Consider the following 13,897-nt stretch of genomic DNA (forward strand, 5'->3'; position numbering starts at 1 on the left):
ATGCGCGAACCGGCCGACTTCACCAGCGCACTGTATCTCGGCATGCGGCATCCCGGTCATGCGCTGGAAGGCTGGGATGCGCTGACCTTGGGTAAACCGGCGGCGCTGTACGACGTGCCGGGTGCGAGGGCCGTAGCCGAATCGTTGGCCCGGTTGCAGGGTAGTGCGGCAGCGACATTGCTGCCGTCCACGCTGCACCTGTTCTGGGACCTGTTCGGCATGCTGGCGCGCGAGCGCTGCGCCGTGCTGGTGGACGATGCGGCTTATCCCGTGGCGCGCTGGGGCGCCGAACGGGCCGCGGGACTGGGCCTGCCGCTGCGCGCGTTCCGCCATGGGGACACGGCGGCGCTGGCCCGGCTGGTGGGGTACTGGCGCGACGCGGGCCGCTGGCCGCTGATTCTGGCGGACGGCTACAGCCCCGGCGGCGCCGACTGCGCTCCACTGGGCCAGTACGGTGCGCTGGCCGAGCGGGACGGCGGGCTGCTGGTGCTGGACGATACGCAGGCGCTTGGTGTGCTGGGCCGGCACGGCGGCGGCTCGCTGCGGCGACACGGCATTGAGCATCTGCCCGTTCTGGTCGGCGCGTCGCTGGCCAAGGCGTTTGGCGTGCCGTTGGCCGTGCTGGCGGGCAGCGCCGCCTGGGTGGCCCGATTCGAGCGCGTCAGCGATACGCGGCTGCATGCCAGTCCGCCGTCGCAGGCGGTGGTCGCGGCAACACGGCGCGTCCTCCGGCTGAACGCCTTGTGCGGCGATGGCTTGCGCCGGCTGCTGGCGCAGCGGATCGCGTGCTTTCGCGCCGCGCTGCGGCAGGGCGGACTGGCCTGCGACGGTGGCCGCTTCCCGGTGCAGTCGGTGCCGCTGCCGGGGCGGCTGGACCTGGCGGCGGCCCACCGGGCATTGCGCCAGGCCGGCGTGCTGGCGCTGCCGCAGTCCAAGGGCGGCAGGGCGCGGCTGACGTTCCTGCTGCGGGCTGACCACACACAAGCCGATATCGCCAGGGCGGCGACGGCGCTGCTGGACTTGAGACATGACTTGAGACATGAGCGGATATCCGGGGGCTGACATGAGAGAGCAATACACCAATGAAGGCGAGGCCTTTGAAATTGTGCCGCTGGCGAGTGAAAGCGCAGCGGAAACGGACGGGGAATGGGACAGCGAACGTGGGCGATCCGGGGGACGCGGCAGGGGCGGCGGTGCCGGCGGGCCGCGTCCTGGCGCCGGGCGCACGGGCAACCGTCCGGCGGGCGGACGCGGCCCGGGCAAACGTCCGTATCCCACGCCACCCCGGCCGGGCTATCCGCGCTACCCGCGCGGCCCGTACTGGGGCCCGAGCTACGGCGGCAGCCCGTATGGCCTGATGGTCAGCGATCCGGGCGGCTACGCGCCGCCGCGCGCGGGCGACCCCTGGGAGCCACCGGGTGGCGCGTCGTTCGAGCCGGTCGACTTCCCGTCCGGCGCTGGCGATGGCCGGCCCGACGACACGATGCCGGACGAGGAAATTCCGCCCAAGCTGACGCTCGTTCTGACGCAGAAGGCGCCGGGTGTGACGTTCCAGGACGCCGGCACGCTGGCAGCGGTGCGCAAGGCCGGCAAGGTTACCGGGCCTGCCCTGTACATCATCACGTTCCGCAAGGGCGGCAAGCCGATGGCTTATGTGGGCGTGACGAAGGAGCTGCAGAACCGCATCAGGAAGCACATGCTGTGCGGCGCCGTGCTGGGCGTCCCGCTGCGCAACTACCGGGTGTTCGTGGCCCAGCCGACCGGCGATGTGAAGAAACTGCGGGCCATCGAGTCGGACATCAACGCGGCCATGCTGCTGCCCACCAACCGCGGCGAAACGACCAACCAGCGCAGCGAACTCGAAATGGAAGTGATGGGACCGGCCTGGGTCTGAACGCCCGCCGGCGAACCGATGGAGTGAAGTAAAGGAGACGATCATGCATGCGAAACAGTGCAGTTGCGGCCAATGCCGCGCCAGTGGCGAAACGTTCGAGATCCTGCCGTTCGGGCAAGGCGAGGGCAGTGGGTTCGCGGGCGAATTCGCCAACGAATTCGAGGGCGGATTCGGCCAGCAGGAAAGCCCGTTCAGCCAGGCGGAGGAGATGGAGCTGGCGATGGAGCTGCTGGCCGTCGCCAGCGAGGAAGAGCTGGAACAGTTCCTCGGCAACGTCTTCAAGGGTGTCTGGAAGGGCATCAAGAAAGTGGGCTCGGTGGTCGGCAAGGTGGCCAAGCCGCTGGGCGGCGTCCTGAAGGGCATCGCCAAACAGGCGTTGCCCTTCGTTGGCGGCGCGCTGGGGTCGATGATCCCGATCCCCGGCGTCGGCACGATGATCGGCCGCGCCGCCGGCACGGCGCTGTCGAAGGCGCTGGAGATGGAATTCGAGGGGATGGCGCTGGATCAGCAGGAGTTCGAGATGGCGCGGCGCTTCGTGCGCATCGCCGGCAGCGCGGCGCAGCAGGCCGCGCAGGACGGCCAGGTCGAACCCGCCGTGCTGCAGGCGCTGCGCCAGCACGCACCCGGCATCCGCATCTGACGGTGATGCGCCATGATCGTCGACAGCCACTGTCACGCGGGACCGGGCGACGGCCTCACCGGCCCGCGGGACAGCAACCTCGCACTGGGCCGCTACCGCCGCCGCGCCGTGGCGGCAGGCATCGAACGCAGCGTGCTGCTGGCCGCATTCCATTCCGACTACGCCGTCGCCAATCAGGCGCTGGCCGGCATCGTGGCACGCTGGCCGGAACGCTACTATGGCTTCGCATTCGTCCATGCGGCGCGCGACCGCGGCCGCATCGGGGCCATGGTGCGGCTCGCCGTGGAGCGCTATGGCTTCGTCGGCATCAAGGTGCATCGGCATGACGCGCCGATCAGCGGCGAGATCTGCGAAGCGGCGCGCGCCTTCGGCGTGCCCGTGCTGTACGACCCGATGGGCGACGTGCACGTGGCCGAACTGCTGGCGGCGCAGTACCCCGACGTCAACTTCATTCTGCCGCACCTGGGCAGTTTTGCGGACGCGTGGCAGGCGCAGCTCGCGATGATCGACCATCTGGTACGCCACCCGAACATTTGCACGGACAGCTCCGGCATCCGTCGCTTCGACCTGCTGGCCGAAGCGGTGCGCCGCGCCGGAGCGCACAAGGTGCTGTTCGGTTCCGACGGCCCCTGGCTGCATCCGGGGCTGGAACTGCACAAGATCCGGCTGCTGCGATTGCCGGCCGCGGACGAGGCCTTGATCACGGGCGGCAACCTGCTGCGGCTGATCGGGCGGGGCAGCTGACAGCCGGCATTGGCGTATCATTTGCGCTCAGGGACAATCGTCCCGCACTGAAAGGAAGTCGTGGCGCACCACGTGGACGAGAAGGGAACGACGCTGATCGCACTGTTCGTGGCGATGCGCGAACATGGGCCGGTATGCGAACAGGTGCCCGCGCGCGACCTGGGCGGCGACCGGTACGAACTGTTGTCGTCGCCGGGGCTTGCGCTCAACCTGGCGCGCGGCGATATCGTGGCGATCGGCGATCCTGCAGCACCGGCAACCGTCCTGCAGCGCGGCGGCAATTTCTGTATCCAGATCTACGCGGACGAACTGTCGCCGCCGGCCGTGGCCGAGCTGGAAAAAGACGTCGGCGCGCAGCTGGGCGGCACGCTCGACGGCATCCACGGCGGCAACCTGGCCCTGACGGTGCCGGCCGCCGCGGGCATCGGGCATATCGCCCGGGTGTTCGACGCCTACACGGCAAGGACCGGTATCGCCTGGTACTTCGCCAACATCTACCGCAATTTCGAGGACGTCGACGACGAGACGCTGCTCGACTGGTGGCAGTGAGGCCTTGTCGCGGGCAAGCCGGCGCTCGCGATCAGTCCGCCCCGGTCGGCCGCTCCTCCCGCGCCGCCTTCCTGCGGATCTGCAACGCCCGATCCGTCACTCCCAGCCGCTGCGCCGCGCGCTGGTTATTGTCGCCTTCCTGCTCCAGCACGACCCGGATCGCCAGATCGGCGGCGGCCTGTCCCAGGCGGGACAGTGTGACGCCACGGTCGACAGCGTGCCGGATCGCGTCGCAGAACGGCTGGTCCGGCCAGACGGGCGCGCCGTGCAGCCGTTCGTCCGGCGGCACGTCGCCGATCGTGATGGGGCCGGGGCCCGTGTGGCGGTACCAGATCCGTGCCACCGTCTGGCGCAGGTCGCGCACATTGCCGCGGTAGTCGCGCGACAGCAGGTATTCGCGCACGGCCGGGTCCAGCGGCCGGCCTTGTCCTTTCGGGTCCAGCTGGCGCAGGAAATGCTCGACCAGGGGCAGGATGTCGCAGCGGCGTTCGCGCAGCGGCGGCGGGCGGCAGCGCCACGCGGCGATGCGGTAATACAGGTCGGCACGGAAGGTGCCGTTGGCAACGTCCGCCTCTAGGTCGCGGTTGGTCGCGCAGACGAGGCGGAAATGGCTGGGGTTCCAGATATTGCTGCCCACGCGCTTGTACTTGTGTTCCTGGATCACGCGGAGCAGTTGCGCCTGCAGGGGCAGCGGCAGTTCGCCCACCTCGTCAAGGAACAGGATGCCGCCATCGGCCATCGCGAATGCGCCGTCGCGCGCATTGGTGGCGCCGGTGAAGGCGCCGCGCTCGTGGCCGAACAGCTCCGAGCCGGCCAGTTCCGGCGACAAGGTCGTGCAGTCGAGCACCGTCAGTTCGCCCGTCGTGCCCGAGAGCTTGTGAATCAGCTGGGCGATCAGGTCCTTGCCGGTGCCCGTCTCGCCCGTGATCAGCACGGGCGACTGCGTGAACGCGGAAACTTCCACGACGCTGTGCACGAGGGAGCGCCAGATGGGGCTGTCGCCCACCAGCCAGCCCTGCACGGCGGTGGACGCCATCAGGCGCTGCACGGCATCCCATCGTTGCAGGCGCGCGGCGATCTGCTGCGCACACAGTTCGGCCGAACTCCATGGCAGCAGGTCGGTGGCGCCGGCATCGAGCAGGCCCCACATGGCGCCCGGTGGCAGCGGTTGCGCGGCGCAATCGACTGCCAGCACCGCGGCCTGGGTGGACAGCGTCTGTATGGCGTCCAGCGTGTCGCCCGTGCGTTCCCGGGCGCCGCACAGCAGCACGCCGAAGCCGCGCGCGGGACTTTCCTGTACCGCGATGCCCGCCGCATCGAGCGCGCTGCGCAGCATCGGCTCGGCACCCGTGGCCACCGCACCCATGGTCTGCATCCAGATCGACAGCGCCATCGCCACCTCGCATACGCTAAGACTGCCCGTTCAATATAGCAGCGCCGCCGCGGCGGTGCCTGGATAGTTTGATACCGATCATGTCGTGAATTTGTCGTGGAATGTATCGCTGCCGGCGGGTGCGTTGCAGCCGATGAAAAAAAAGGCGACCGAAGTCGCCTTTTTTGTCGGAGCCGAAAACAATTACTGGCGTACGCAGTCGACGAAGTAGTCGCGCTTGCCATTGACTTCGCGCTTGACGAGGCCGTGCACGTCCGTCTCGAAGCCGGGGAAGCGTTCGTTGAAGTCGCGTGCGAAGCGCAGGTAGTCCACGATCGTCTTGTTGAACCGCTCGCCCGGGATCAGCAGCGGTATGCCCGGTGGATACGGCGTCAGCAGGATCGACGTGATGCGGCCTTCCAGGTCGTCGATCGCCACGCGCTCGATTTCGCGGTGCGCCATTTTCGCAAACGCGTCCGATGGCTTCATCGCCGGGATCATGTCCGACAGGTACATCTCCGTCGTCAGGCGCGCCACGTCATATGCCTTGTAGAAGTCGTGGATCTGCTGGCACAGGTCGCGCAGGCCCATCTTCTCGTAGCGCGGATTGGCGGCGGAGAATTCCGGCAGGATGCGCCACAGCGGTGCGTTCTTGTCGTAGTCGTCCTTGAACTGCTGCAGCGCGGTCAAGAGCGTGTTCCAGCGGCCTTTCGTGATGCCGATCGTGAACATGATGAAGAACGAGTACAGGCCGCACTTCTCGACGATGACGCCGTGCTCGGCCAGGTATTTCGTGACGATCGACGCGGGGATGCCGGAGTCGGCGAACTGGCCTTCCAGCGACAGGCCCGGATTGACGATCGTGGCCTTGATCGGGTCCAGCATGTTGAAGCCCGGCGCCAGCTTGCCGAAGCCGTGCCAGTCGTCCTCGGCGCGGATGATCCAGTCCTCGCGCGAGCCGATGCCTTCCTCGGCGAACGTGTCCGGCCCCCAGACCTTGAACCACCAGTCCTGGCCCCATTCCTCGTCGATCTTGCGCATGGCGCGGCGGAAGTCGAGCGCTTCCAGGATCGATTCTTCCACCAGCGCGGTGCCGCCCGGCGCTTCCATCATGGCGGCGGCGACGTCGCACGAGGCGATGATCGAATACTGCGGCGACGTGGAGGTGTGCATCAGGTACGCTTCGTTGAACGCGTCCTTGTCCAGCTTGACGGACTCCGATTCGCGCACCAGCACCTGAGATGCCTGCGACAGGCCTGCCAGGAGCTTGTGGGTCGACTGCGTCGAGAAGATCATCGACTCCTTGGCGCGCGGACGGTCCTTGCCGATGGCGTGCATGTTCTTGTAGAAGTCGTGGAACGTGGCGTGCGGCAGCCACGCTTCGTCGAAGTGCAGGGTGTCGATTTTCCCGTCCAGCATTTCGCGCAGGGTTTCGACGTTGTAGACGACGCCGTCGTACGTGGACTGCGTGATCGTCAGGATGCGCGGCTTCTTGTTGGCGGCTTCGCGGGCGAACGGATTGTTCTCGATCTTCTTCTGGATCGACTCCATCGTGAATTCTTCCAGCGGAATCGGGCCGATGATGCCCAGGTGATTGCGGGTCGGCATCAGGAACACGGGAATCGCGCCGCACATGATGATCGAGTGCAGGATCGACTTGTGGCAGTTGCGGTCGACCACGACGATGTCGCCCGGCGCCACCGTGCTGTGCCAGACCATCTTGTTCGACGTGGACGTGCCGTTGGTGACGAAGTAGCAGTGGTCCGCATTGTAGATGCGCGCCGCGTTGCGCTCGGAAGCGGCGACGGGACCCGTGTGGTCGAGCAGCTGGCCGAGTTCCTCGACGGCGTTGCAGACGTCGGCGCGCAGCATGTTCTCGCCGAAGAACTGGTGGAACATCTGGCCGATGGGTGACTTCAGGAACGCCACGCCGCCCGAGTGGCCGGGGCAGTGCCAGGAATACGAGCCGTCGTTCGCGTAGTGGACCAGGGCGCGGAAGAACGGCGGCGACAGGCCGTCCAGGTAGGACTTCGCTTCGCGGATGATGTGGCGCGCCACGAACTCCGGCGTGTCCTCGAACATGTGAATGAAGCCGTGCAGCTCGCGCAGGATGTCGTTGGGGATGTGGCGCGACGTGCGCGTTTCGCCGTACAGGTAGATCGGGATGTCCGCATTCTTGTAGCGGATCTCTTCGACAAACGCGCGCAGCGACTTCAGCGCGTGGTCGGTTTCCTCCACGGAGCCGCCGCCGAATTCCTCGTCGTCGATGGACAGGACGAACGCCGAGGCACGCGACTGCTGCTGGGCGAACTGCGACAGGTCGCCATAGCTGGTAACGCCCAGCACTTCCATGCCTTCCTTCTCCATGGCCGCGGCCAGGGCGCGGATGCCCAGGCCGGACGTGTTCTCGGAACGGAAGTCCTCGTCAATGATGACGATGGGGAAACGAAATTTCATGATGTCTCCAAAAAGAAGAACCGCCCCGGGTTATCGATGACCGGAGCGGGCTGGGCGCGCCGCACATGTGCGACGGTGCCGAAAGGGGATGTCCCCGAAAAAAAGAACCGGGATTCTCGCAGAAATTGCGCCGATCCGGTGAAAAAATTCCGATACGGTCTTTTGCCGGGCAGCGGCGCCGCGCATGTCAGTGTCCGCCCGCCGTGCCGGCGCCCAGCACGGCACCCAGCGGATCGACGTGCAGCCATGCGAACGCGCCCAGCGCGATGCCGGCAACGGCCACAGCGTACGTCGACAGCAGCAGCCAGCGGCGGTTGGTCAGCAGCGTGATGGCGGCAAGCGCGATGGCGATCTGCTCGGCCGTGGTGGCCAGCGCCCACTGGTGATGCTGATGCAGGAGGGCATCGGATTTCCTGTCCCAGTCCAGCGACGTGGCTTCCCACTTTTCCGCTTCCTTGCGAATGTCTTCCTTTTCCGCCTTGTAGCGGGCCACCTCGGCGCGGTACTTCTCGGGATCGACGTTCGGCAGGGTCTGGGCCAGTTCGGCCAGGTTCTGCTTGTTCGACTTCGCCTGATAATGATTCCACCGGTTGGCGGCCTCCGTCTTGGCAATGGCGGCGTTATTCTTGAACATCGCCGCATCGTTCTGCGTGGCGCCGCCCTGGTAGCCGAACAGCGCGCCGATCGTGGCGAGGATGGCCGTGGTGACGGCGATGCGGCCGGAAAATTTGTCGCTGTTGTGGGCCGCATGCTCGACCGCGTGGTCGTGCGGACCGTGGACGTGAAAACCGTGTCCTGACATCTGCTGGCTATTCCTTGACGGGTGATTGACGAATATAGGTAACGATCGTGTAGGCCAGGCCGCTGGCCGAATCATACGCCTGACGCTCGTTTTCCTGCCACACGGACCGGTCGATGGCGGGGAAGAACGTGTCGCAATCGAACGCCTGGTCGATATGCGTGACGATCAGCCGGTCGGCGATCGCCAGCGCTTCGGCGAAGATCTGCGCGCCGCCGATGATGAAGGCGGGGGCGTCGCCCACCAGCGCCACGGCGTCCGCCAGGGACGTCACCGCCTCGACGCCGGCATGGCGCCAGCCGACGTTGCGCGTGACGACGATGCTGCGCCGGTTCGGCAACGGCCGGCCGATCGAATCGAACGTCCTGCGGCCCATGACGATCGGGTGGCCCGTCGTCAGGCGCTTGAAGTGGGCCAGATCCTCCGGCAGGTGCCAGGGCAGCTGGTTGTTGACGCCGATGCCGTTGTTGCGGTCGACGGCGACGATGATGGCAAGTTGCGTCATGATGTAGGTTCCTTTGCGGGCCGTATTATAGGGTCTCGGCTGCTGTCATGTGCCTGTCATCGGGCGCGCGCCGGCACGCCGGTTGAAATATTTCCGAAAATAAATGCCCGCTGTGGAATTTGGAGAGTTTTGCCGGGGGGTATTTCCTTTATCGTAACGGCTTTTATCGGTGCGGCAGAGGAGAGCGGCTTGAACCAGCAGCAGTATGTGGCCCTGATCGAGCGGCTGGAGCGGGCCGCGCGCGCGCATCCCGGGCGCTTTCGCGCCCGTGTCGTGCTGGCGGGACTTGCTGTGTATGCCGTGGAAGCCATCGTCCTGCTGGCGTTGGCAGGCTCCGCCGCCGTGCTGCTGCGCTGGGCTGGCGCGCCGCTGGTGAGCAGCGAGCCGTGGCGCTCCGTCCTGGGCGCCGCCCTCGGTGCGGCTGTCGCGCTGCTGCTCAAATGGCTGGCGTGGCCGCGCGTGCCGGCGCCGCAGGGCCGTCATCTGACGCGCGCGGAGGCACCGGCACTGTTCGACGCGCTCGACCGGATGCGCGTGCGGCTGAAGGGGCCCGTCATCCACCGCGTCGTCGTCGATGCACGCTATACCGCCGCCATCGCGCAGCGGCCAGCGCTGGGCGGCCTGTGGGGACCGCGCACGAATACGCTGATGCTGGGCTTGCCATATCTGCTGGGTGTCCCTACGCGCGAGATGCTGGCCACGATCGCCCACGAATATGGTCACCTGCGTGGCCACCTGCGCGCGGGCGCCGCGCCGCTGGATGCGTGGGTCTACCGCCAGCGCCGCCTCGTCGGCACGCTGCATGAACAGATCCAGGACCGGTCGGCCCGTGGCGTGCCGCATCGCCTGTTCGTGGCGCTGCTGGAGCGCGTGCTTCCTTATTACAACGCCTGCACGTTCGTGCTGGCCCGCCGCAACGAATACGAGGCCGATGCCGTGGCGACTGGCCTGGTCGGCGCCGCCGCCAATGCCCAGGGTCTCGTGCGCGACGCACTGCAGATGCGCTGGATGTACGAGACGTTCTGGCCCACGTTGCTGCGCCATGCGGACCGCGCCGTGCGGCCGCCGTTCATGCCGTACGCGGCCATGCGCACGGCGTTCCGCGCCGGCCACGAACAATGGTCGCGGCCGGACCGGCTCGAGGCGGCGCTGGCGCAGCGCTCCGGCCCGCACGACACGCATCCATGCCTGCGCGAGCGCCTGGCCGCCGTCGGCGTGGCGGCAACCCTGCCGCGGCCGGTGGAGCGCACGGCGGCCGACGTACTGCTGGGCGTCGCCACGACCCGCCAACTGATCGCCGAGTTCGACGCCCAATGGTGGCGGCGCGAAGGGCGGCGCTGGGAGGAACGCTATCGTCAGTCGCGCCAGTCGCGCCAGCGCCTCCAGGCACTGCAGGCTTGCGACATGACGACGCTGCCCGTCGCGCAACTGGAAGAACTGGCGCTGCTGACGACCGAATTCGACACGCCGCAGGCCGCGCGTCCCGTGCTGGAACGGCTGCTGGCCCAGCCGGGCGGCCCGCACGCGCAGGCGGCATTCCATTACGGCCGCCTGCTGCTGGATGCGGATGACGTGCAGGGCCTGCGCTATCTGCAGGTGGCCGCTAGCGCCGACCGCGCGCTGGCGCAGCCGGCGGCGATGCAGGGCCACCAGTTCCTGCTGCGCACGCAGGACGAGCAGGCCGCGCGGCGCTGGACGGAGCTGGTGCTGCCGCCGGCATGACTGGCAGCGCTTTCATTTTTCATTCAAGACAATCCCATGAACAGTACTTCCTCCACGCCGCTGGCGACGCTGCAATGCGCCGGCATCATCACGGCCGACCAGCACATGCAGGCATTGTCCCATCGCGGCTACAGCGAGCTTGCCGGCAACGACAGCCTTGCCGATCACCTTGTGTGGCTGCGCGGCGAAAAGATCGTCGACGAAGCGCAGCTGGCGCAAGCCACCGCGCACGTGAAGGCCACGTTTACCGGCGCAGAGCAGGCGCGTTACCTGGCCGCGATCGAGGGCGCATCCGGCATGCTGGTAAATGTCGAGGAGCTGCAGAAGGCGTGTTTCCGGCGGGTCCTGAACGGCGGGTGGATCACGCAGGCCGAGTGCGACCGGGCGCTGGCCGCCATCGGCCCGAACGAAACCGTGGTGACGGGACCGGCCGGCATCCTGGCGTGGATGATCGACCGGGGCATCATCGAGATCGAGAGGCTGAACACTGTCCGAGCGGCCGGCAACCCGGATGGCGATCCGGAAAAGGCCGCGATGCTGGCGGACCTGGAAGAGATGCTCACCCGTCCGGCGAGGCTCGCAAGACGGCGCTGGGCGTGGGGCGCCGGCACATTGCTGGTAGCAGGCTTCGTCGCGTGGCTGGTGTTCTGGCCCGCCTCGGTGCCCGGATGCGCGACGGGAGGCACGCGAAGCACCATCGAGCGGCTGTTCCTCGAATCGAGCCTGGGCAGGATCGATGAGATGAAGCCGGATGAGGCGATACCCCGGCCGGAGGTGGGACGTATCACCGAGGTGGGCTACGCCAGCGCGTCGCGCGTGCGAGCCTGCAAGACCACCGTCAAGCTCGATGGCGAGAGTATCCCGTATGCCTTTACGATTGCCGCCGCGCCGGAAGGCAGGAGCGGCTTCGTCATCACGGGTGCGCAGCCGACGATCGTGGAGGCACGCTTTGGGCATATCGACGCCGACGGCCATTACGGCAACAAGGCCGAACCGCTGGGACGCGCCGAGGTCGAACGGGCCTTCCGCGCCGGCATTGAGGGCAGCCATGGAGGCCTTGCAGGTCCGGCGCCCGGGAAGCCTGCATTCGATGTGGAGAACGCCGCCCGCCGCAAGTTCGGCCTGTCCTACGACTCGGCCGAACGCAAACGGGAAATCGCCGAAGTGGAGCCGTTGGGACCGTGCCGCCCCGTCGAGGGGGACAAGGTATACCGCTGTCGCCTTCTGGTCGAGCACAACGAGCCCCTGCTGGCGGCTCTGGGGCGCGACGCGGGCATGGTGCTGGACGGCGAATTCACGTTCGTACGGGATGGAACGGCGGGGCAGTGGTGCGCGACGGAAGGCTTGCGGGGCGAGCTGCGCCGGGCGAGTATCGCTGCCGCGGCGAAGTAGCGCCGCGGCAGCGTTATACTGAAGACCCGCCCGAACGCATGGAGGCTGCATGAAGGTCTATCTGACAGTGGTCGATACGATGGCCGACTGGGAAGTCGGCTACCTGACGGCGGAACTGCACAGCCGCCGCTTCTTTGCCAATCCGCTGGCGCCGTTCGAGCTGGTCAGGGCCGGCCTGACGGATGCGCCGATCCGCACGATGGGCGGCATCGAAATCGAGCCGGACGTGCGCCTGCACGAGATCGCGTGGCAGCCGGATGACCTGCTGGTCATGCCCGGCGCGGAAGTGTGGGAGGAGCCGCGGATGACGCCTGCGCTGGCGTTCGCCCGCCACGCATTGGAACACGGCCGGAACGTGGCCGCCATCTGCGGCGCAACGATTGGCCTCGCGCAGGTGGGCGTACTGGACGGCTACGAGCACACCAGCAACGATTTAAGCTACCTGAAGGATACGTGCCCCGGGTACGCCGGGGCGGCGCGCTACCGCAACGAACCTACCGTGCGCGACCGCAACCTGATCACCGCCACGGGGCTGGCGCCGCTGGAGTTCGCGTACGAAGTGTTCAAGCTGCTGGAGGTGATGCGGCCGGAGACGCTGGAGGCCTGGCTGCAGTTGCATAAAACGCGCGAGGCGCGCTGGTTTCATGCGCTGGTGGCGTCGATGGGGACACAAACCGCTGGCGGCGCCTGAAATGAAACACCGGAACTCCGGGGTCGTGGCAGCGGCTGCGAAGGGCCGGGGCAGACCTGCCGGGCCTGGCGCCGGATCTCATCAGCGGCCAACGCGGCGCCGGCACCAGAACCTGTGGCGGGTGGAGCTTACACCGCCATCGGCGCCGTAATCGGTGCGTGGTGCCGGTAACCTTCAAGGCTGAAGTCCGATGGCTCGATTTTCTCCAGCCACTCCGGCTCGTAGCGGCCCGTTTCGGCAAACGCCGGTATGCGCTCCGAGATGACCAGCTGCGGCAGGGGGAACGGCTCGCGCTTGAGCTGTTCCCGCACCATGTCCAGGTGATTCTCGTAGATGTGCGCGTCGCCGACGAAATAACTGAACCAGCGCGGGGTATAGCCCGTCAGGCGGCCGACAAGTGTCAGCAGCACGGCCGCTTCGGCGATATTGAACGGCGTGCCCAGGCCGATGTCGTTGCTGCGCACGTACAGGCACAGCGAAATTTCTCTCGTGGTCGCGTTGGGAATGAACTGGTAGAGCAGGTGGCAGGCGGGCAGCGCGACTTCGTCCAGCACGGCCGGATTCCAGCCGTGGAACAGGATGCGGCGGCTGCCGGGGTTGTTGACGATCGTGTCCAGGCAGTCGCGCAGCTGGTCGACGGCCTTGTACAGCAGGATCTTGTCCACGCCGTTTTCCACCAGCGGGGCGACGACCGTGAAGCCGCTGGCTTGCGCGGCGGCGAGCTGCGCCGTGGCCGATGCGTCCAGCACCTTGAAGGCCGGCCACTCGCGCCACTGCACGCCGTAGACCGGGCCCAGGTCGTCGGTGCCGGCGCGGAACGGGTTGTCCAGCCACTGCCGGTTCTCGTTGGCGTTCTGGTCCCATACCTTGCAGCCCAGCGCGCGGAAGTCTGCAGCGCTGCGGGAAGCGCGCAGGAACGCGCACAATTCACCGACGACCGACTTGAAGGCCAGCTTCTTGGTCGTCACGGCGGGAAAACCCCTGGCCAGATCGAAGCGCATCATCGCGCCCGGCACCGACAAGGTGCGGATGCCGGTGCGGTTGTCCTGCCATGAGCCTTCGGCCAGGACGGTTTCGATCAGTTGCTGATACTGCTGCATGCGGTTCTCCGTAAAGCGTGCGCGAGGCGCAA

General features: G+C 67.2%; 13 protein-coding genes. 8 read left to right on the top strand and 5 right to left on the bottom strand.

The features are described 5' to 3' along the window. The 5 genes from E1742_RS02090 to E1742_RS02110 are packed head-to-tail and all read left to right on the top strand — an operon-like array spanning position 1 to position 3,827. Complete coding sequence (locus tag E1742_RS02090; RefSeq protein ID WP_229466768.1) at positions 1–1,062, top strand: aminotransferase class I/II-fold pyridoxal phosphate-dependent enzyme; 1,062 nt, start codon at positions 1–3, stop codon at positions 1,060–1,062. A 1-nt stretch (position 1,063) separates the two neighbouring features. Continuing rightward, complete coding sequence (locus E1742_RS02095; protein ID WP_134383286.1) at positions 1,064–1,894, top strand: GIY-YIG nuclease family protein; 831 nt, start codon at positions 1,064–1,066, stop codon at positions 1,892–1,894. Between the two features lie 43 nt (positions 1,895–1,937). Further along, positions 1,938–2,534, top strand: a complete 597-nt coding sequence (locus E1742_RS02100) for a hypothetical protein (protein WP_134383288.1) — start codon at positions 1,938–1,940, stop codon at positions 2,532–2,534. A 12-nt stretch (positions 2,535–2,546) separates the two neighbouring features. Then, positions 2,547–3,278 carry an amidohydrolase family protein gene (locus E1742_RS02105; RefSeq protein WP_134383290.1) on the top strand — a complete coding sequence of 244 codons (732 nt, stop codon included), beginning with the start codon at positions 2,547–2,549 and terminating at the stop codon, positions 3,276–3,278. Between the two features lie 60 nt (positions 3,279–3,338). After that, positions 3,339–3,827, top strand: a complete 489-nt coding sequence (locus E1742_RS02110) for a DUF4265 domain-containing protein (protein ID WP_229466448.1) — start codon at positions 3,339–3,341, stop codon at positions 3,825–3,827. Between the two features lie 31 nt (positions 3,828–3,858). Here the strand turns inward: E1742_RS02110 and E1742_RS02115 are convergent, their stop codons facing one another. From E1742_RS02115 to E1742_RS02130, 4 genes are all read right to left on the bottom strand, one after another. Beyond that, complete coding sequence (locus E1742_RS02115) at positions 3,859–5,220, bottom strand: sigma-54-dependent transcriptional regulator (RefSeq protein ID WP_134383292.1); 1,362 nt, start codon at positions 5,218–5,220, stop codon at positions 3,859–3,861. A 183-nt stretch (positions 5,221–5,403) separates the two neighbouring features. Then, a complete protein-coding gene (locus tag E1742_RS02120) occupies positions 5,404–7,656 on the bottom strand; it encodes an arginine/lysine/ornithine decarboxylase (protein WP_134383294.1) in 2,253 nt (750 codons plus the stop codon). A gap of 187 nt (positions 7,657–7,843) precedes the next feature. Next, positions 7,844–8,458 carry a DUF4337 domain-containing protein gene (locus E1742_RS02125; protein ID WP_134383296.1) on the bottom strand — a complete coding sequence of 205 codons (615 nt, stop codon included), beginning with the start codon at positions 8,456–8,458 and terminating at the stop codon, positions 7,844–7,846. Positions 8,459–8,465: 7 nt separating this feature from the next. After that, positions 8,466–8,960, bottom strand: coding sequence for a dihydrofolate reductase (locus E1742_RS02130; RefSeq protein WP_134383298.1), 495 nt, complete (start codon positions 8,958–8,960; stop codon positions 8,466–8,468). 189 nt (positions 8,961–9,149) lie between these two features. On the opposite strand from E1742_RS02130, the gene E1742_RS02135 reads away from it, so the two are divergent. From E1742_RS02135 to E1742_RS02145, 3 genes are read left to right on the top strand one after another with little or no spacing between them, the layout of a single operon-like run. Continuing rightward, positions 9,150–10,682, top strand: coding sequence for a M48 family metallopeptidase (locus E1742_RS02135; protein ID WP_134383300.1), 1,533 nt, complete (start codon positions 9,150–9,152; stop codon positions 10,680–10,682). 36 nt (positions 10,683–10,718) lie between these two features. Continuing rightward, entirely contained in the window at positions 10,719–12,074 is a 1,356-nt protein-coding gene (locus tag E1742_RS02140) for a hypothetical protein (RefSeq protein WP_134383302.1), read from the top strand. A 49-nt stretch (positions 12,075–12,123) separates the two neighbouring features. Then, positions 12,124–12,765, top strand: a complete 642-nt coding sequence (locus E1742_RS02145; protein ID WP_134383304.1) for a DJ-1/PfpI family protein — start codon at positions 12,124–12,126, stop codon at positions 12,763–12,765. Positions 12,766–12,893: 128 nt separating this feature from the next. On the opposite strand, the gene E1742_RS02150 is transcribed toward E1742_RS02145, so the two are convergent. Then, positions 12,894–13,865, bottom strand: a complete 972-nt coding sequence (locus E1742_RS02150; RefSeq protein ID WP_134383306.1) for a thymidylate synthase — start codon at positions 13,863–13,865, stop codon at positions 12,894–12,896. Between the last annotated feature and the right edge of the window lie 32 nt (positions 13,866–13,897).

It is taken from the genome of Pseudoduganella plicata (assembly GCF_004421005.1).
In the GTDB taxonomy this organism is placed as follows: Bacteria; Pseudomonadota; Gammaproteobacteria; order Burkholderiales; family Burkholderiaceae_D; genus Rugamonas; species Rugamonas plicata.

What these genes read in the sequence shown, in the direction of transcription:
- E1742_RS02090 (WP_229466768.1), top strand. Translation starts at nt 1, where the DNA reads ATGCGCGAACCGGCCGACTTCACCAGCGCACTGTATCTCGGCATGCGG.
- E1742_RS02095 (WP_134383286.1), top strand. Translation starts at nt 1,064, where the DNA reads ATGAGAGAGCAATACACCAATGAAGGCGAGGCCTTTGAAATTGTGCCG.
- E1742_RS02100 (WP_134383288.1), top strand. Translation starts at nt 1,938, where the DNA reads ATGCATGCGAAACAGTGCAGTTGCGGCCAATGCCGCGCCAGTGGCGAA.
- E1742_RS02105 (WP_134383290.1), top strand. Translation starts at nt 2,547, where the DNA reads ATGATCGTCGACAGCCACTGTCACGCGGGACCGGGCGACGGCCTCACC.
- E1742_RS02115 (WP_134383292.1), bottom strand. Translation starts at nt 5,220, where the DNA reads ATGGCGCTGTCGATCTGGATGCAGACCATGGGTGCGGTGGCCACGGGT.
- E1742_RS02120 (WP_134383294.1), bottom strand. Translation starts at nt 7,656, where the DNA reads ATGAAATTTCGTTTCCCCATCGTCATCATTGACGAGGACTTCCGTTCC.
- E1742_RS02125 (WP_134383296.1), bottom strand. Translation starts at nt 8,458, where the DNA reads ATGTCAGGACACGGTTTTCACGTCCACGGTCCGCACGACCACGCGGTC.
- E1742_RS02130 (WP_134383298.1), bottom strand. Translation starts at nt 8,960, where the DNA reads ATGACGCAACTTGCCATCATCGTCGCCGTCGACCGCAACAACGGCATC.
- E1742_RS02140 (WP_134383302.1), top strand. Translation starts at nt 10,719, where the DNA reads ATGAACAGTACTTCCTCCACGCCGCTGGCGACGCTGCAATGCGCCGGC.
- E1742_RS02145 (WP_134383304.1), top strand. Translation starts at nt 12,124, where the DNA reads ATGAAGGTCTATCTGACAGTGGTCGATACGATGGCCGACTGGGAAGTC.
- E1742_RS02150 (WP_134383306.1), bottom strand. Translation starts at nt 13,865, where the DNA reads ATGCAGCAGTATCAGCAACTGATCGAAACCGTCCTGGCCGAAGGCTCA.